This window comes from Micromonospora sp. ABR4_055 (assembly GCF_056160425.1).
In genome coordinates this window covers 24,216-41,294 of sequence record NZ_JBSWXD010000020.1, presented here as the reverse complement: position 1 = coordinate 41,294, position 17,079 = coordinate 24,216, and the positions used below count along the sequence as shown (strand labels likewise).

The following is a 17,079-nucleotide window of genomic DNA, read 5'->3' as shown; positions in this document are numbered from 1 at the left end:
CGCGGTCGCCCCACCCAGTCAGGCAGCCAGGAGGTGCGCAGTCATGGCGCAGAAGAACCACGACAGGGGGCCCGCCGGGTCCGTTGCGGTGGTCACCGATCCCGAACGGATCCGCAATGTGGTGCTGGTCGGGCACTCCGGTGCCGGCAAGACCACATTGATCGAGGCGTTGCTGGCCGCCACCGGGACGATCAGCCGGGCGGGGCAGGTCCCGGACGGCACGACGGTCTGCGACCACGATCCGGCCGCGGTACGCCAGCTACGCTCCGTCGCGTTGACCTGCGCGCCACTGTTCCACCGCGACATCAAGGTCAACCTGTTGGACACCCCGGGGTACGCGGACTTCGTCGGCGAACTGCGGGCCGGACTACGCGCCGCCGATGCCGCGCTGTTCGTGGTCTGCGCGGCGGACGGGATGGACGCGGCCACCGCCGCGCTGTGGGAGGAGTGCGCGGCGGTCGGCATGCCCCGGGCGGTGGCGCTCACCCGTCTCGACCATCCGCGCGCCGACGTCGACGAAACCGTCGCGCTGTGTCAACGGGTCTTCGGCGACAACGTGCTGCCGCTGCACCTGCCGATGCTCGCCGACGACGGGGTGGGCATCGCCGGGCTGCTGGATCTGCTCGCCCGGCAGGTGCTGGACTACTCGACCGGCCATCCCCCGCAGGTGCGGGAGCCGGACCCGGAGCACCTGCCGGCGATCGCCGAGGCACGCGACGAACTGATCGAGGGGATCATCGCCGAAAGCGAGGACGAGACCCTGCTCGACCGGTACCTCGCCGGCGAGCAGATCGACCCGAAGATGCTGGTCGACGACCTGGAGACAGCGGTGGCCCGGGGCCACTTCCATCCGGTGCTGCCGGTCTGCGCCCACACCGGGGTCGGGCTCGACGCGCTGCTGTGGCTGTTGACCGCTGCCTTCCCGGCACCGCCCGAGCACACCCTTCCGGCGGTGACCGGGCTGGACGGCACGCCCCGGCCGCCGCTGGGCTGCGACCCGGCCGGCCCGCTGGTCGCCGAGGTGGTCCGGACCACCGTCGACCGGCACGTCGGCCGGGTGTCGCTGGTCCGGGTCTTCTCCGGCACGCTGCGCACCGACCGTACGGTGCACGTGGCCGGGCATGGCCTCAGCCAGCGGGGCCACCCCGACCACGACGCCGACGAACGGGCGGCGCACATCTACAGCCCACTGGGTGCCCAGCTGCGGGAGGTCGAGTTCTGCGTCGCCGGGGACATCTGCGCGTTGACCAAGTCGGGCAGCGCGGAGACCGGTGACACCATCTCGGCGGCCACGGATCCGCTGCTGGTCGAGCCGTGGGAGATGCCCGAACCCCTGCTGCCGGTGGCGGTCGTCGCCCGTACCCGGTCGGATGAGGACGCGATGGCCCGCAACCTGGGCCGGCTGGTCGCCGGTGATCCGACGCTGCGGCTGGAACGCAATGCCGAGACCCGCCAACTGGTGCTCTGGTGCATGGGCGAGGCGCACGCCGACGTGTTGTTGGACCGGCTGCGCTCCGGCGGCGTCGAGGTGGACGTCGAGCCGGTCCGGGTGCCGCTGCGGGAGACGTTCACCGCGCCGGCCCGGGGGCACGGACGACACGTGAAGCAGTCCGGCGGGCACGGACAATACGCGGTGTGCGAGATCGAGGTGGAGCCGCTTCCGGAGGGCAGCGGCTTCGAGTTCGTCGACCGGGTGGTCGGCGGGGCGGTGCCGCACAACTACATCCCATCGGTGGAGAAAGGCGTGCGGGCCCAGATGGACCGGGGCGTGGTCAGCGGACATCCGGTGGTCGACCTGCGGGTGACCCTGGTGGACGGCAAGGCACATCCGGTCGACTCGTCGGACGCGGCGTTCCAGACCGCCGGGGCGCTGGCCCTGCGGGACGCGGCCACCACCGGCCGACCGACGCTGCTGGAACCGGTCGATGCGATCATGGTGCGGGTGCCGACCGGTGCGGTCGGGTCGGTGCTCGGCGACCTGGCCGGCCGACGCGCCCGGGTGCTCGGCACCACCGGCGATGACGAATCCGGCGACCGGACGGTCATCCGCGCCGAGGTGCCGGCGACCGAACTGCTGCGGTACGCGGTGCAGCTGCGCTCGATCACCGGAGGTGCCGGCACGTTCCGGCGGGCGTTCGCCCGCTACGAACGCGTATCGTCCAGTTGACCCTCAGCCTCCGGTCCGACTGCTGTGAACGAGACTGCGTCCGGTGTCGACGACAGTGTCCTCTGCCGGCCGCGGTGTCCAGCCGAAGGTTTCGCGGGCGGCGTCGGTGCAGACCGGGCGACGCACCCCCAGGTTGCCGACCATTGCCCGCAGCTGCGGGACGAACGGGGCCAGAATCCGCACCAGCGTCGATGGCATCGCTCGGATGGAGACCTTCGCTGCGTCCGCGCCGAGCCGGCGGCGCAGGATCGCGGCGATATCCCGCAACGACAGCAGGGCGCCGCTGGCGGCGAGGTAGCGGTGCCCGGCGGCTTCCGGCGTCAGCATGGCGGCCATCTGCAGGTCTGCGAGGTCCCGCACATCGACCGGGGACACCCACAGGTCGGGAACGCGCGGCATCCGGCCGGACAGCATCGCCTGGATGATGCCTACCGAGGGGGGATGGTCGCTGCTGAGGACCGGCCCGAAGATTCCGGTGGGGTTGAGGACCACCAACTCCACACCTCCGTCGGTACCCTCGACGAAGTCCCATGCCGCCCGCTCGGCGACGGTCTTGGACTTGATGTACGGGTCGATACCCGGCGCGTCGGGATCCGTCCAGTCCTGTTCGGTGAAGGGACGGTCCGGCGGTTGCTGGCCATAGCCGACCGCCCCAAACGACGACGTCATCACCACTCGATGTACTCCTGCGTCGCGGGCGGCCCGCAACACTCTGAGCGTGCCGTCGCGGGCCGGCAAGACCAGATCGTTCTCGTTGGCCGGTCGGATTCCGGGGAACGGGGAGGCGATGTGCAGGATGTAGCGACAGCCCTGTGCGGCGGCGTCCCAGCCGGCGTCCTCGGTGAGGTCGGCGGTCACCACCTCGATGGAGTCGTCGCCGACGGTGCGGCGTAGCTCGGGGGTCCGGGCCGGCGAGCGTACGGTTGTCCGGACCTGGAAGTTGCGGGCCAGGGCACCTCGGATCACGTACGAGGCGACGAAGCCGGTGCCACCGGTGACCAGGATACGGTTTGTTGACATCGAGATTCCCCAAACTTGACAGCGCGAACCAACGATCACGGACCGTGATCGCTCGGGACAGGCAACGAGCTCGTCGGATGACCTGGGCCAGACGGCGCGGGAGCTGACTCAGCCGCGCGTCGCGCTCAGCAGCGGCAACAGGACCTCATCGACGATTCGGGCGGCCAGGCCGGGCCGGTGACCGAGGTAGAGCTGGCCGGCCAGCAACGGCCCGAGGAGGATCTGGTCCACCAGATCGAGGACCGGGTTGTCCGGGCCGATCCGCCCGGCGTCGACGTGTCGCTGAAGCATCCGACGCATCGCCTGGATCTGCGGCTCGATCATGAGCTCGCGGAGGGCGAGCATCAGCTCGGGATTGAGCAACACGTCCCGGGCCAGACCCGTCATGGCCGCGTCATGCGAGTCCCTGATTCGGGCCGCGTCGCTGGCTATCGTCGCCAGTGCCAGCAGGTCGCCGCGGAGGGAGCCGGTGTCGATTTCGATCGCCGGAGCGGGCTTCTGCGCCTGCAGAGCCCGAATGACCAGCATCGACTTGCTCTCCCAGCGCCGGTACAACGTAGCGGTGCTGGCCTTTGCCGCAGCCGCGATGTCGTCGATGGTGACCGCGTCGTAGCCGCGCTCGCGCACCATCGCCAGTGCGACCGTCAGCAGCTCCTGCTCGCGCTCCGCCGAGAGCCGGCTGCGACGCGGTCTGGCCTGCGTCTCCGACACCGTCACCTCCTCGCCCCTACCGACACTACGACAACCATATACCGAAATCAAGTTTTCGACAACTAGTTTTCGCTAACGGGGACACCCCTGTCAGGTCGCCGGCCACGCCCCGCTGAACAGGTCGCGGGTGTCGGCGAGCAGCTGCGGCAGCACCTTGGTACGGCCGATCACCGGCATGAAGTTCGCGTCCCCGCCCCACCGGGGCACCACGTGCTGGTGCAGGTGGGCGGCGATGCCGGCACCGGCGACCGTGCCCTGGTTCATCCCGATGTTGAAGCCGTGCGCGCTGCTCACGGCGCGGACCACCCGCATCGCGGTCTGGGTGAACTCGGCCAGCTCGGCGGTCTCGGCCCGGTCCAACTCCGGGTAGTCCGCGACGTGCCGGTACGGGCAGATCAACAGGTGACCGGGGTTGTACGGGTAGAGGTTGAGCACGGCGAAGACCCGTTCGCCCCGGGCCACCACCAGACTCTGCTCGGCCGGCCGACCGGGGGCCAGGCAGAACGGGCAGCCGGTCGGCGAGTCGTAGCCACCGTCGGGCCGGTCCGCACCGGAGATGTACGCCATCCGGTGCGGTGTCCAGAGTCGTTCCAGGCCATCCGGGCCCGGTTGTCCGGTCGTGCCAGTCACCCCGTGATCGTACGGGCTCGGCCGGCCGGACTCACCCGACGGCGACCCGGCTCACTGCCCGGCGGGCCCCTGCTGACCGTCGGACCCCGACTGACTGTCGGGAACGGTCGCGGTCGGGTTGACGTTGGTCCGGGACCGCACCACGTCGACGACGTGGGCCACCGCCTGAGCCAGCGGCACTCCGTTACGCTGTGAACCGTCGCGGTAGCGGAACGAAACGGTCCCGGCCGACACGTCGGCGTCGCCGGCGATCGCCATGAACGGCACCTTCTGCTGCTGGGCGGTGCGGATCTTCTTCTGCATCCGGTCGTCGGAGAAGTCCACCTCGGCCCGGATGCCCTCGGCGCGCAGCATGGCGACGAACTCGGCCAGGTAGTCGCCGTGGTCGGTGCGGATCGGGATGCCGATCACCTGCACCGGGGCCAGCCAGGCCGGGAACGCGCCGGCGTAGTGCTCGGTGAGGATGCCGAAGAACCGCTCGATCGACCCGAACAACGCCCGGTGGATCATCATCGGCTGCTGCCGGGTGCCGTCGGCGGCCTGGTACTCCAGGCCGAACCGCTTCGGCTGGTTGAAGTCCAGCTGGATGGTGGACATCTGCCAGGTCCGGCCGATCGCGTCACGGGCCTGCACCGAGATCTTCGGGCCGTAGAAGGCCGCGCCGCCCGGGTCGGGCACCAGCTCCAGCCCCGAGTCGATGGCCGCCTGCCGCAGGGTCTCGGTGGCGTCGGCCCACTCGGCCGGGTCGCCGATGAACTTGTCCGAGTCGTCGCGGGTGGACAGCTCCAGGTAGAAGTCGTCGAGGCCGTAGTCCCGCAGCAGGTCGAGCACGAAGGCGAGCAGCGAGCGCAGCTCACCGGGCATCTGCTCCCGGGTGCAGTAGATGTGCGAGTCGTCCATGGTCAGCCCGCGCACCCGGGTCAGGCCGTGCACCACGCCGGACTTCTCGTACCGGTAGACGGTGCCGAACTCGAACAGCCGCAGCGGCAGCTCCCGGTACGACCGCCCCCGCGACCGGAAGATCAGGTTGTGCATCGGGCAGTTCATCGCCTTGAGGTAGTACTGCGCGCCTTCCATCTCCGCCGGCGGGAACATGGTGTCGGAGTAGTACGGCAGGTGCCCCGAGGTCTCGAACAGCTGGGACTTGCTGATGTGCGGGGAGTAGACGAACTCGTACCCGGCCTGCTCGTGCCGACGGCGCGAGTAGTCCTCCAGCTCCCGACGGATGATGCCGCCCTTGGGGTGGAACACCGCCAGCCCGGATCCGATCTCGTCCGGGAAGCTGAACAGGTCGAGGTCCGCGCCGAGCTTGCGGTGATCGCGGCGGGCGGCCTCGTCGAGCAGCTTCAGGTACGCCTTGAGCGCGTCGCGGGTCGGCCAGGCCGTGCCGTAGATCCGCTGCAGCTGCGGGTTGCGCTCGGATCCCCGCCAGTACGCCGCCGCGCTGCGCATCAGCTTGACCGCGCCGATCAGCCGGGTGGACGGCAGGTGCGGGCCCCGGCACAGGTCCGACCAGCAGGTCTTGCCCGAGGTCGGGTCGAGGTTGTCGTAGATGGTCAGCTCGCCGCCGCCGACCTCCATCACCTCGCTGGCGTCGAAGTCGGCGGTGCCCTTGACGTCGACCAGCTCCAGCTTGTACGGCTCGTCGGCGAGCTCCGCCCGGGCGGCGTCGAGGTCGGCGAACCGCCGCCGCCGGAACCGCTGCCCGGATTTGATGATCTCCTGCATCCGCTTTTCCAGCTTGTCGAGGTCCTCGGGCTGGAATGGCCGGGCGACGTCGAAGTCGTAGTAGAAGCCGTTGGTGATCGGCGGGCCGATACCCAGTTTGGCCTCCGGGAACAGGTCCTGCACCGCCTGGGCGAGCACGTGCGCGGTGGAGTGGCGCAGTACCGCGAGCCCGTCCGGGGAGTCCAGGGCGACCGGCTCGACCCCGGTCTCGGCCTCCGGTGACCAGTCCAGGTCACGCAGGGTGCCGTCGGGGTCGCGGACCACGACGATCGCCTTCGGGCCGTTCACCGGCAGACCGGCGGCGGCGATCGCGTCCGCGGCCGTGGTCCCGGCCGGGACCACGACGGGTTCGGCCTGGGGACTGGCTGCGCTTGCGGACACGACGGGCTCCTCACGGTCGATGAATCGGTGCGTACGGTGGTCCGGCACGGGCCGGCCGGCGCGCGGTGCTCCGGTGGCCGGGGTGGGCCCGGCCGGCCATGATGCTATCGCCCTCCGTCGGCGTGACCGGGTGTCGGTCCGGTTGCAACGCCTGACGTCGACCCGGTTCCGGCGTTAGATTGACGCCGTGGCTGCCACCGACATGGTCGGCGCTCTACGGCGCCGATACGACTCATTTTTCGCCAGCCGGCGGCCGGTGCCGTTCGCCGTGCTGGACGTCGCCGGGACGGAGCACCGCTTCGGCCCGGGCGACCCGCAGTTCACCATCGCCGTACGTCACCCCCGTGGTGCCCGGGCGCTGGCCGCGTTGGACCAGTTCGCGGTCGCCGTGGCGTACCTGCAGGGCTGGCTGGACGTGGAGGGTGACCTGTCCGCCGCGCTGCGGATGCGGGCGTTCTTCACCGACCTGCATCCGGTGGCCCGGTTCTCCGGCGTGTTCACCGGGCTGCTGCGCGGCCGGCGGGAGGACGACCGACGGGCGATCTCCCACCACTACGACTCGGAGTCGGAGTTCTTCCTGACCTTCCTCGACACCCGGCACCGCTGTTACACGGAGGGCGTGTTCGCCGCCGACGACGAGCCGCTCGAGGACGCGATGACCCGCAAGATGGACCTGGCGCTGGAGGCGATCGGGGTCAAGCCGGGTGACCGGGTGCTGGAGGTGGGCGGCGGCTGGGGTGCGTTCGCCGAACACGCGGCCCGGCAGGGCATCGAGGTGACCACCACGACCCTGTCGCGGGAGTCGGAGCGCTACCTCGTCGACCTGTTCGATCGGGAGCAGCTCGACGTACGGGTGGTGCGGCAGCACATCTTCGGCTTCACCGACGAGCGTCGCTACGACGCGATCGTCAACATGGGGGTGACCGAGCACCTGCCGGACTACCGCCGCAGCCTGCGCAAGTACGCGGAGCTGCTCAGGCCCGGCGGGCGGGTCTACCTCGACGCGCTGGCGATGCGGCGCAAGCACGTCGCGTCGGCGTTCATGAAGCGCTACATCTATCCGGGCCGGTCCGCGCCGCTGCTGCTGCACCAGTACCTGCGGCACGTGGCCCGTTCCCCGTTCGAGCTGTGCAGCATCGCCGATGACCGGCACAACTACTACCTGACCTGCCGGGAATGGGCCCGGCGGCTGGACGCGGCCCGGGACGAGGTGGTGCAGCGCTGGGGGGAGCCGATGTACCGGCGGTTCCGGATCTTCCTGTGGGGGTCGGCGGCCGGCTTCGACACCGGGATGGTGCAGGCGTACCGCTGGGTGTTGCGGCTGCCCTGAGCCATCGTCGGCGGCGACCGACCCAGCGATCGTCGTCGACGGGACCGCGACGTACGTCGGACTGCGCCGCCGTGCGCGGTGACCGCGGTCACCGCCGACTTGCCAGGGGCAGTACGGTCGTGAGGTGGCTACGGTGCTCCTGGTCGAAGACGACCACGTTGTGCGCGGCGCCATGTTGCGCTCGCTGGCCGACCGCGGGCACGCGGTCCATGCGGTCGGCACCGCCCTGGACGCGCTACGCCGGGTCGCCGCGGAAACCCCCGACCTGGTGGTTCTCGACCTGGGCCTGCCGGACCTGGACGGGTCGGACGCGTTGCGGATGCTGCGCGGCATCACCGACGTGCCGATCATCATCGCCACCGCCCGCGACGACGAGCAGGCGATCGTCCGGCTGCTGCGGGCCGGGGCCGACGACTACATGGTCAAGCCGTTCACCGGCGCGCACCTGGACGCCCGGATCACCACGGTGCTGCGCCGGGCCGGCCGGGCGAGCCGGTCGGTGCCGCCCGCCGTGCACCAGGTCGGTGGGCTGCGGGTCGACGTCGGCGAACGCAGCGCCACGCTGGACGGCGAGGCCCTGGCGCTGACCCGCAAGGAGTTCGACCTGCTGGCCTATCTGGCCGCCCGCCCAGGTCGGGTAGTGTCCCGCCGGGAGCTGTTGGAGGAGGTATGGCGGCAGCCGTCGGTCGGCGAGGACCAGACCATCGACGTGCATCTTTACTGGCTTCGCCGCAAAATGGGCGAATCCGCAGCGAAGCCGCGCTACCTGCGCACCGTGCGGGGGGTCGGCTTCCGGCTGGTGGTACCGGACTGAGGTTGGCGCTGGCCTACCTCGGGGCCGGCATGGCATCGATCATCGCGTTGGCCTTCCTCATCCCGCTCGGCCTGCAGCTGCAGCGGGAGACCCGCGAGCAGGCACTGGCCGACGCGGCCCGGCGTGCCGCCGTGGTGCGCGGCGCGTTGGCGGTCAGCAACGACCCGGAAGGGGTCCGCCGGGCCGTGGCCGGTCTCGGCGAGAGCACCGACCGGCAGCCGGTGGTGCACGGACTCGACCCGGTCGGCACCGTACGCGCGACCAGCCAGCAGGTCACCGACGCCGCCGCCGGCACCGGGCCGACGGTGGTGGCCACCGACGGCGGGGTGCTGCACCTGGAGCCGGTCACGGTCGGTGAGGCGGTCACCGTCGTCGAGGTCTTCGTCGCCGACGGCGAGCTCAACCGGGGTGCGGCCGGCACCTGGCTGCTGCTGGTCGGCATCGCCGCAGGTCTGGTCGTCTGCTCGGTCATCGTCGTGGACCGGATCGCCGCGCGCGCCGTCGCCGCGACGAAAGGGCTGGTCGACGCGGCGATGGCGGTCGGTGACGGGGATCTAGCGGTACGCATCCAGCCTGACGGGCCGCGCGAGCTGGCCGAGGCCGGGTACGCGTTCAACCGGATGGCGGACCGGCTGGTCACCTCCCGCACCGACGAACGTGAACTCGTCGCCGACCTGTCCCACCGGCTACGCACCCCGCTGACCGTACTGCGGCTGGACGCCGACGCGCTCGACTCCGACGACACCAGCGTCGGCTCGTTCAGCGAGGCCGAGCTGGACCGGCGGCGGACGATCCGCCGGATCCGTCAGGCGATCGTCACCCTGGAGGGTGAGGTCGACGTTCTGATCAACACGACCCGCAAGACGGTCACCCAGGAGGTCGGCCAGGGCAGCTGCGACGTCGCCGAGGTGGTCCGCGACCGGATGGTCTTCTGGTCGGCGCTGGCCGGCGACCAGAACCGGCCGTACAACGTGATCGGCGCGCAGCTGCGGACCCCGGTGCCGGTGCCCCGGGCCGAGCTGGCGGCCGCGCTCGACGCGGTGCTCGGCAACGTGTTCCGCTACACGCCGCAGGGCACCGCGTTCGAGGTGGCGGTGTCCCGCCGGGACGGGTACGTGGCGATCCGGGTCGACGACGCCGGGCCGGGTATCGCCAACCCGGACCGGGCACTGCGGCGCGGCGCCAGCGACCAGGGCTCCACCGGGCTCGGCCTGGACATCGCCCGTCGGGTGGCGTTGCAGGCGAACGGGTCGGTCAGCCTGGACCGGGCCCGGCTCGGCGGGGCGAGCGTGGTGATGCTGCTCGCCGACGCCGAGGCCGCCCCACCCCGCCCGATGAGCCGGTTCGGGCTGGTCGGCCGGCTGGCCCGGGAACGCGACCGGGAGCGGGAGCGGGGCCGGGGCCGGACCCGTCGCCGGCCGGCGCCGCGCTGACCGGCAGATCACGGCCGGGTCTTCGCCGGCACAAGTATTCCTTAGGTCTGGCTTAACGTCGTTCCGCAGGCCCTGCGCCGGATGGCAGCATCTGTTCCGAACCCATCGGCGTTTCCTGGACGACTCACCCGCAGTACCGTCCCAAATCCCCAGTCCAGGGACGCTTGCGCGCGGCGGGGCCCGGTCCCCAACACCAATTTCCCGCCACGCGCCCACCCTGGACAGAGGCAGGTCGACGTGTCACCGTCAGCCGCTGCGCCGCCGCCGGCCGCTGAGCCACCGCCAGCCGGATCACCCACCGTCGACCAGGACGAAGCCAGGCCGATCACCACACGGCAGGTGCTGCGTTGGATGACGGTGATCGGCGCGCTGGTGGTCGCGGTCCTCGCCTGCTGGCAGGACCCGAGCTACGCGACCTGCGCCGCCAGATAGCCGTCGATCTCGTCCCGCAGCCGCCGCTTCTCGGCGGCGGACAGGAACGAGGCGGTCACCGCGTCGCGGGCCAGGCCGGCGAGCTGTTGCGGGCCGGCCCGCAACAGGGACGCGGCCACCGCGTACTCCTGGTTGAGGCTGGTGCCGAACATCGGCGGGTCGTCGGAGTTGATCGTCACCAGCAGGCCGGCGGCGACCATGTCGGCGAGCGGGTGCGCGGACAGCTGCGGCACCGCGCCGGTGTGCAGATTGGACGTCGGGCACACCTCCAGCGGAATCCGCCGCTCCGCCAGGAACGCCACCAGCTCCGGGTCCCGCACGCTGGACGTGCCGTGGCCGATCCGTTCGGCGCCCAGCTCGCGCAGCGCGTCCCAGACCGTCTCCGGACCGGTGGTCTCGCCGGCGTGCGGCACCGAATGCAGCCCGGCCGCCCGGGCCTGGTCGAAGTACGGCTTGAACTGGGGCCGGGGGACGCCGATCTCCGGCCCACCCAGACCGAAACTGATCAGACCGTCCGGGGCCTCGTCGAGGCAGATCCGCAGCGTCTCCTCGGCCGCCGGCAGCCCCGCCTCCCCCGGTATGTCGAAACACCAGCGCAGCTCGATGCCGAAGTCGGCGCGGGCCCGTCGCCGGGCGTCCTCGATCGCCGTGCACAACGCGGGCGCGGGAATGCCACGCCGCACGTGCGAGTACGGCGTCACCGTCAGCTCGGCGTACCGGACCTGCTGGGCGGCCAACTCGCGGGCCACCTCATGGGTGAGCACCCAGACGTCCTCGTCGTCGCGGATCAGATCGACGACGCTCAGGTAGATCTCGACGAAGTGTGCGAAGTCGCGGAACACGAAGTAGTCGGCCAACGCGGCCTCGTCGGCGGGGACCGGGGACCGCCCCTCGTGCCGCTGGGCCAGCTCGGCGACGATCCGCGGCGACGCCGACCCGACATGGTGCACATGCAGCTCGACCTTCGGCAGCCCGGCGATGAAGTCCGACAGCACGGACTGAGACTCCGACAGCACGGGCGGAGACGACGGTTGCTGGCTCACCGTGGCGTTCGACCTCCTCGGGAAAACGGACATCCCCGACGGGGGCCCGGCTGCGCCGAGCGTACCGCTCGGGCGGTCGTCTAGGCTCGCCCGGTGGACAAGCGTACGTTTCCGCGGCTCGGCCGCACGGTAGGGGCGATCGGTCTGGGTGCCTGGCAACTCGGCGCCGACTGGGGGACGGTCAGCGAGGACGAGGCGGAGGCAACGCTGCGCGCCGCCGTCGAAGCCGGCACCACCTTCCTGGACACCGCCGACGTGTACGGCGACGGGCGCAGCGAACGGATCATCGGCCGGTTCCTGCGGGAGTCGGCCGGCGACGATCTGTTCGTCGCCACCAAGATGGGACGCCGGGTGGCGCAGCACCCGTCCGCGTACGTGCTGGACAACTTCCGGGCCTGGACCGACCGGTCCCGGGCGAACCTCGGCGTCGACCGCCTCGACCTGGTCCAGTTGCACTGTCCGCCGACCGAGGTGCTGCGCACCGACGCGGTCTACGACGCGCTGGACGCCCTCGTCGCCGAGCAGCGAATCGCCGCGTACGGCGTGAGCGTGGAGACGGTCGACGAGGCGCTGGCCGCGATCGCCCGGCCGGGCGTGGCCAGCGTGCAGATCATCCTCAACGCGTTGCGGCTCAAGCCGCTGGAGCGGGTGCTGCCGGCCGCTGCCGCCGCCGGGGTCGGGATCATCGCCCGGGTGCCGCTGGCCAGTGGCCTGCTCTCCGGCCGGTACGACGAGAACACCCGGTTCGCCGCCGACGACCACCGCACCTTCAACCGGGACGGCTCGGCGTTCGACGTCGGTGAGACGTTCTCCGGAGTCGATTTCCACACCGGGTTGGCCGCCGTGCGTCGGCTCGCCCCACTGGTGCCGCCGCAGGCCACCATGGCCCAGTTCGCGTTGCGCTGGATCCTGGACCAGCCCGGGGTGACGGTGGCGATTCCTGGTGCCCGCAACCCCGCCCAGGCGCAGGGCAACGCGGCAGCCGCGGAGCTCGCGCCGCTGGACGACGCCACCCAGCGGACGGTGCGGGAGGTCTACGACGACCTGATCCGGCCCCAGGTGCACCACCGGTGGTGACCCGCCGCCCGGCGCTGCGCACGAGCAGGGGCCCGGTCGCGCACGAGCGAGGGCCCCGTTGTGCCGGCAGAAACAACGGGGCCCTCGTCACGACCTTCGCGGGTCGGTGCCAGCCCGACCGCCGGACGGCACCGGCGACCGAGGTCAGATCGGGCGGACCTGCTCGGCCTGCGGACCCTTCTGGCCCTGGGCGATCTCGAACTCGACCCGCTGGTTCTCCTCCAGCGTGCGGTAGCCGCTGGTCTGGATGGCCGAGAAGTGGACGAACACGTCAGCACCCCCGCCGTCGACGGTGATGAAGCCGAAGCCCTTGTCTGCGTTGAACCACTTCACGGTTCCCTGCGCCATGTGTATCTCCTTCTGAAACTGGCGGCCAAGCACGCCGTGCGGCCGGTTGGCCGTTTTCGAGCAGCGGCGCCTGAGGTGGCCCCCGACGAAGGAGGACTTCTCTCAACCCACGCTGTCTCGCAACAGCGTGGACAGCAAACCACGTACGCAAAAACTTCGCACAGCCTACCTGACGAACGTCTCCGACATGTGACCTGAGACGCCGTTCGCGCCCTCGTGGCGTGCCCGAATCTGGTCGCCGTCCGGGCCCGGTCCGGTCTGGTCGTCGCGCCTCTGACCAGCGGCGGCGGCGCTCACGACGGCCAACGGCCGGTGAGCCGGCGCACGCCGGTCGCGCCGCCGCGATCCACCGCGGCCCGGACGACTGAGAAGATCGCCCCCTGCAGTGCGGCCGCAGCCAGCACCTCGCCCCAACCACGCTCCTCGTCGATGGCGTTGGGTGCCTCGTCGTCGCCGGCGGCGAGCTTCCACACCTGCCGGAATATCGCCCCGGCCAGGGCACCCGCCGCCAGGCCGAGCACCAGGCCGACCGGCCGGTAGGCCAACTTGTTGAGCGGTTTGCTCACCCGCGCCTCCCTCTCCTCGTCAACCACACCAGTACCACCGTCACCACCGTGCCGGCCACCACCAGGGCCGGGACCGTGACGGTACGCCGGTCGGGCCGGCGCGCCGTGGCCGCCGCCTGTCGGGCCGTATCACGCAGCCGCAGCCGGGCGCGGTCGGCCCCCAGCCGCAGCCGGCTTTTCACGTCGGTCTTAGCGGCCAGCGCCTGCACCGTCTGGCCCAGTTCGGCCCGGGTCTGCCGGATCTCGGCCCGGAGCAGGTCAAGATCGCCGGTGCCGTTACCGGACCTGCCGTTGTGCGACGTCACGACTGCCGCCCCCGCTTCATTGCCGCGCCGACCACCGTCACGTCCGCCCGTACGCTGTCCGCCGCCGCCGTCGGCACCGGCGGTGCCGCCTGACGGACCTGCCGTCGCCCGGCGAGCGCCAACACGCCCGCGACCAGGAACAGCAGCACCGCGACGGCCAGGGCGGCCAGCCACGGCGGCCAGGCCTGGGCGAGCAGCAGCACGCCGGCGCCGATCAGCACACCGAGGCCGTAGAGCGCGATGACCCCGCCACCGCCGAACAGCCCGATCCCCAGTCCGGCATGCTTTCCCTTTTCGGTCAGTTCGGCACGGGCGAGCGCGATCTCGTCGCGCACCAGTCGCGATATCTGCTCACCGGCCTGTTGCACGAGTTCCGCGGTGGACCGCTCGGCGGGCGGCCGGTGCAAAGTGTCGGCCATGGTGCCTCCTTTCCCGCTGTTCGCCGCTGTATGCCCGGCCCGGACCTTCGTCAATCCTGCTGACTGCGATCCCCGGCGGCGGATTCCTCGGGTCCGACGAAGACCGACGCACGGGCGTCGCCCTCGGCGTCACCACCGAACAGCCGGGCGTCGTCGGGTACCTCGTGCCCGCCGCCAGTGGTGGACGTAACCGGTCCGGCCGGGTGACGGCCGTTGCGCTGCCCGCCGGTGACCGGCCGGTGCCGCAGGTCCAGCCAGTCCAGCAGGCTGTCCCCGTCGCCGACCTCGGCCCGCCACCGGGGCAGCGCGGTCGGTCGCTGTTCGCGGACCCAACTGGCCAGGTGTTCGCGGACCTGGCACCGCAGATCCCACAGGCTCGGCGAGTCGGCGGCGCTGACCAGGGCCCGCAGCCGGACCGTACCGCCGGTGGCGTCGGTCACCTGCAGCACACACACCCGGCCGTCCCACAGCTCGGTGCCCTCCACCAGTCGGCGCAGTTCCTCGCGCATGGCCTGGACCGGAACCGACCAGTCCAGGTCGAACTCGGCGGTGCCCAGCACCGCGGCCTTGGTCCGGGTCCAGTTCTGGAACGGCGTGGTGGTGAAGTAGGAGGTGGGCAGGATCAGCCGCCGATCGTCCCAGATGTGCACCACCACGTAGCTGAGCGTCAGCTCCTCGATCCGGCCCCACTCACCCTCGACCACCACGACGTCGTCGATACGAACCGCGTCGCTGAAGGCCAACTGCAGCCCGGCGATGACGTTGCTCAGCAGGCTCTGCGCGGCCAGCGCGCCGACCACACCGATCACCCCGGCGGAGGCGAGCAGGCTCGCGCCGACACCGCGTACCGCCGGGAAGGTCATCAGCATCACCCCGACGGTGAGGATGACGATCACGGCGATGGTGACCCGACGCAGCATCACCACCTGGGTGTGCAGCCGGCGGGCGTGCCGGTTGTCCGGCACGTCGGTGCGGAACCGGGCCAGCGTGGTGTCCTCCATGGCCAGCAGCAGCGCCCCGACCAGCCAGGCACACGCCGCGATCATCGCGAGGACCAGCAGGTGCAAGGTGGTACGCCGCCACGGCTCACCGACCGCGTAACCGGTCGAGAAACGGACCGCGAGCTGAATGGCCGTCACGGTCGCGGCCGCCCGCGTCGCCCGGTGCGCGTGGGTCGAGACCTCGGCGAGCAGTACGGAACGTCGGCCGAGACGCCGGACGACCCGGTGGCCGATCGCCACCGCGGTCACCGCGAGTACCGCCGCCGCGACCGTGACGAGCACCGTCCAGACAACCGGATGCACGGATGGATCCCCCTCCACATCGCCATCAATAGTGACAAAAGGTCAATGATGCCGGGTGAAGTTGGGCCATGCCATGGGTGCTAGATCACACTTTCCGGTAGCGGGACTGGGCGAAGCAGTAGACACCGAAGGCGGCAAAGCCGGCCGCTACCAGTGCCAACAGGACAGACCCGAACGCCTGCTCGCGCAGGGTGTGCAGGGCTGCGTCCAGGCCCCGGGCCTGCTCCGGCTCGAACTGGACGGCAGCGGTCACCAGCAGCGCCCCGGCGGTGCCGTAGGCGACACCCTTGGCGACGTAGCCGGCCGTACCCAGCCGGCAGACGACCTTGCGCACCCGGGCGTTCATCGCCCCGGTCCGCAGGTGTTCGGCGAACCGCCGGGTGACGCCGTTGACGACCATCCCGGCACCGATGCCGATCACCACCAGGCCGGCGAACCCGACCAGCCACCGGCCGCCGGGGGCGGACATCACCCGTTCGCTCATCGCCTGCTGCTGGTCGGCGGTGTCGGCGTTGGCGTTGCGGAACACCTGGACGGCGGTCCAGGCGAAGGACAGGTAGACCACGGTCCGCCCGACCGAGATGACCCGTTCGACCGTCCGCTTGTTGCCCTGCTCGGCACGGTGCCCGACGGCGGCCTCGATGCCCTGCCACACCGCCATCGCGGCCAACCCGACCGCGACGGCGATCAGCAGCACCCCGCCGAGCGGCTGCGCGGCGAGGGTACGCAGCGCGCCGGACTGGTCGCCGTCGGCGGCCGGGCGGCCGAAGGCGATCTGCAGTGCCAGCCAGGCCACCAGCAGGTGCACCAGGCCGTACCCGAGGAAGCCGGCTCTGGCGAGCAGCTTCAAGGATCGACTGTTACCAAGCTGGTGGGCGGTGCGCTGGGCATCCCTGGTTTTCGGCATGGCGCTCCATATGACCGGTCAGCGCCGCCACCAAACGTGCCCGACCGGTGGTCAGCCCAGTTGCCGGGCGACCCGGATCGCCACCTCCGAATCGGTGGCCCGCTCAAGGCTCACGTCGAACCCGCCGACCTCGGTGGCCTGCTCGCCGACGGTCAGGGTGACCTGCTCGCCGGCCACCTCGACAGTGACCCGGTCGCTCTCGGCGCCGATCAACCGGGCCTCGATGCCGAGAAAGCTCGCACTGGCCTCGACTCCCCGGGAGAAGGTCACCGTGCAGGCGTCCAGCCCGCAGTCGGTGCTGGCGCCCTCGGAGCTGCAACCGGCGAGCAACGCCGCGCCGAACGCCAACCCGGCGGCCAGAGCGGCGATCCGGGAGGTGGTACCGGCCCGCCGGCTGGTGGATCGGGCGGCGCTGGAGGCGGATGGCAGCTGGGGTGCGATGGTCACCGGCCAAGCGTACTTGG

The 17,079-nt window shown here is 71.3% G+C and carries 18 protein-coding genes; 6 read left to right on the top strand and 12 right to left on the bottom strand.

All coding sequences use genetic code 11. The features are described 5' to 3' along the window. Positions 1 to 43 precede the first annotated feature (43 nt). The gene (locus ACXAHD_RS07965; protein ID WP_289212699.1) at positions 44 to 2,167 is read left to right on the top strand and encodes an elongation factor G-like protein EF-G2; all 2,124 of its coding nucleotides are present in this window, start codon (positions 44 to 46) and stop codon (positions 2,165 to 2,167) included. 3 nt (positions 2,168 to 2,170) lie between these two features. On the opposite strand, the gene ACXAHD_RS07960 is transcribed toward ACXAHD_RS07965, so the two are convergent. The 4 genes from ACXAHD_RS07960 to thrS form a co-directional block, all read right to left on the bottom strand. Further along, on the bottom strand, positions 2,171 to 3,187 hold the full coding sequence (locus ACXAHD_RS07960; RefSeq protein WP_281554472.1) for an SDR family oxidoreductase: 1,017 nt from the start codon (positions 3,185 to 3,187) through the stop codon (positions 2,171 to 2,173). 108 nt (positions 3,188 to 3,295) lie between these two features. Then, on the bottom strand, positions 3,296 to 3,904 hold the full coding sequence (locus ACXAHD_RS07955; RefSeq protein WP_281554471.1) for a TetR-like C-terminal domain-containing protein: 609 nt from the start codon (positions 3,902 to 3,904) through the stop codon (positions 3,296 to 3,298). An 84-nt stretch (positions 3,905 to 3,988) separates the two neighbouring features. Further along, on the bottom strand, positions 3,989 to 4,465 hold the full coding sequence (locus tag ACXAHD_RS07950; RefSeq protein WP_475049481.1) for an HIT family protein: 477 nt from the start codon (positions 4,463 to 4,465) through the stop codon (positions 3,989 to 3,991). A gap of 114 nt (positions 4,466 to 4,579) precedes the next feature. Beyond that, positions 4,580 to 6,637 (bottom strand): threonine--tRNA ligase, encoded by a 2,058-nt coding sequence (gene thrS, locus ACXAHD_RS07945; protein ID WP_475049453.1) that lies wholly within the window; start codon positions 6,635 to 6,637, stop codon positions 4,580 to 4,582. Between the two features lie 187 nt (positions 6,638 to 6,824). Between thrS and ACXAHD_RS07940 the strand changes: the two genes are divergently transcribed. The 4 genes from ACXAHD_RS07940 (at position 6,825) to ACXAHD_RS07925 (ending at position 10,646) form a co-directional block, all read left to right on the top strand. Then, positions 6,825 to 7,967 carry a class I SAM-dependent methyltransferase gene (locus ACXAHD_RS07940; RefSeq protein ID WP_281554469.1) on the top strand — a complete coding sequence of 381 codons (1,143 nt, stop codon included), beginning with the start codon at positions 6,825 to 6,827 and terminating at the stop codon, positions 7,965 to 7,967. Positions 7,968 to 8,091: 124 nt separating this feature from the next. Beyond that, on the top strand, positions 8,092 to 8,781 hold the full coding sequence (locus tag ACXAHD_RS07935) for a response regulator transcription factor (protein WP_123601096.1): 690 nt from the start codon (positions 8,092 to 8,094) through the stop codon (positions 8,779 to 8,781). 29 nt (positions 8,782 to 8,810) lie between these two features. Then, complete coding sequence (locus ACXAHD_RS07930) at positions 8,811 to 10,214, top strand: HAMP domain-containing sensor histidine kinase (RefSeq protein WP_475049449.1); 1,404 nt, start codon at positions 8,811 to 8,813, stop codon at positions 10,212 to 10,214. A 237-nt stretch (positions 10,215 to 10,451) separates the two neighbouring features. Beyond that, positions 10,452 to 10,646, top strand: coding sequence for a hypothetical protein (locus ACXAHD_RS07925; protein ID WP_281554467.1), 195 nt, complete (start codon positions 10,452 to 10,454; stop codon positions 10,644 to 10,646). On the opposite strand, the gene ACXAHD_RS07920 is transcribed toward ACXAHD_RS07925, so the two are convergent. After that, positions 10,622 to 11,641, bottom strand: a complete 1,020-nt coding sequence (locus ACXAHD_RS07920) for an adenosine deaminase (RefSeq protein ID WP_475049446.1) — start codon at positions 11,639 to 11,641, stop codon at positions 10,622 to 10,624. The two genes, ACXAHD_RS07925 and ACXAHD_RS07920, sit on opposite strands and share 25 nt — an antisense overlap. A gap of 141 nt (positions 11,642 to 11,782) precedes the next feature. Here ACXAHD_RS07920 and ACXAHD_RS07915 point away from each other — a divergent pair, with 141 nt between their 5' ends. After that, positions 11,783 to 12,766, top strand: coding sequence for an aldo/keto reductase (locus tag ACXAHD_RS07915; RefSeq protein WP_281554465.1), 984 nt, complete (start codon positions 11,783 to 11,785; stop codon positions 12,764 to 12,766). 144 nt (positions 12,767 to 12,910) lie between these two features. Here the strand turns inward: ACXAHD_RS07915 and ACXAHD_RS07910 are convergent, their stop codons facing one another. The 7 genes from ACXAHD_RS07910 to ACXAHD_RS07880 all read right to left on the bottom strand — a co-directional run bounded on the left by ACXAHD_RS07910 (position 12,911) and on the right by ACXAHD_RS07880 (position 17,056). Next, positions 12,911 to 13,114: a cold-shock protein gene (locus tag ACXAHD_RS07910; protein ID WP_007075740.1), complete on the bottom strand. Its 204-nt coding sequence runs from the start codon at positions 13,112 to 13,114 to the stop codon at positions 12,911 to 12,913. A 293-nt stretch (positions 13,115 to 13,407) separates the two neighbouring features. After that, the gene (locus tag ACXAHD_RS07905) at positions 13,408 to 13,680 is read right to left on the bottom strand and encodes a DUF4235 domain-containing protein (RefSeq protein WP_281554464.1); all 273 of its coding nucleotides are present in this window, start codon (positions 13,678 to 13,680) and stop codon (positions 13,408 to 13,410) included. Beyond that, entirely contained in the window at positions 13,677 to 13,985 is a 309-nt protein-coding gene (locus ACXAHD_RS07900; RefSeq protein ID WP_281554463.1) for a DUF3618 domain-containing protein, read from the bottom strand. Before ACXAHD_RS07900 ends, ACXAHD_RS07905 begins: the two co-directional genes overlap by 4 nt. Beyond that, a complete protein-coding gene (locus tag ACXAHD_RS07895) occupies positions 13,982 to 14,404 on the bottom strand; it encodes a phage holin family protein (RefSeq protein ID WP_281554462.1) in 423 nt (140 codons plus the stop codon). Before ACXAHD_RS07895 ends, ACXAHD_RS07900 begins: the two co-directional genes overlap by 4 nt. Before the next feature lie 50 nt (positions 14,405 to 14,454). Continuing rightward, positions 14,455 to 15,708, bottom strand: a complete 1,254-nt coding sequence (locus tag ACXAHD_RS07890) for a mechanosensitive ion channel family protein (RefSeq protein WP_281554461.1) — start codon at positions 15,706 to 15,708, stop codon at positions 14,455 to 14,457. Between the two features lie 85 nt (positions 15,709 to 15,793). Then, positions 15,794 to 16,558: a DUF1206 domain-containing protein gene (locus ACXAHD_RS07885; RefSeq protein ID WP_348650087.1), complete on the bottom strand. Its 765-nt coding sequence runs from the start codon at positions 16,556 to 16,558 to the stop codon at positions 15,794 to 15,796. Positions 16,559 to 16,666: 108 nt separating this feature from the next. Next, positions 16,667 to 17,056: a hypothetical protein gene (locus ACXAHD_RS07880; RefSeq protein ID WP_475049479.1), complete on the bottom strand. Its 390-nt coding sequence runs from the start codon at positions 17,054 to 17,056 to the stop codon at positions 16,667 to 16,669. Positions 17,057 to 17,079: the final 23 nt, after the last annotated feature.

Coding starts and splice junctions, on each gene's coding strand:
- ACXAHD_RS07950 (WP_475049481.1), bottom strand. CDS start 4,465: ATGGCGTACATCTCCGGTGCGGACCGGCCCGACGGTGGCTACGACTCG.
- ACXAHD_RS07960 (WP_281554472.1), bottom strand. CDS start 3,187: ATGTCAACAAACCGTATCCTGGTCACCGGTGGCACCGGCTTCGTCGCC.
- ACXAHD_RS07910 (WP_007075740.1), bottom strand. CDS start 13,114: ATGGCGCAGGGAACCGTGAAGTGGTTCAACGCAGACAAGGGCTTCGGC.
- ACXAHD_RS07930 (WP_475049449.1), top strand. CDS start 8,811: ATGGCATCGATCATCGCGTTGGCCTTCCTCATCCCGCTCGGCCTGCAG.
- ACXAHD_RS07895 (WP_281554462.1), bottom strand. CDS start 14,404: ATGGCCGACACTTTGCACCGGCCGCCCGCCGAGCGGTCCACCGCGGAA.
- ACXAHD_RS07965 (WP_289212699.1), top strand. CDS start 44: ATGGCGCAGAAGAACCACGACAGGGGGCCCGCCGGGTCCGTTGCGGTG.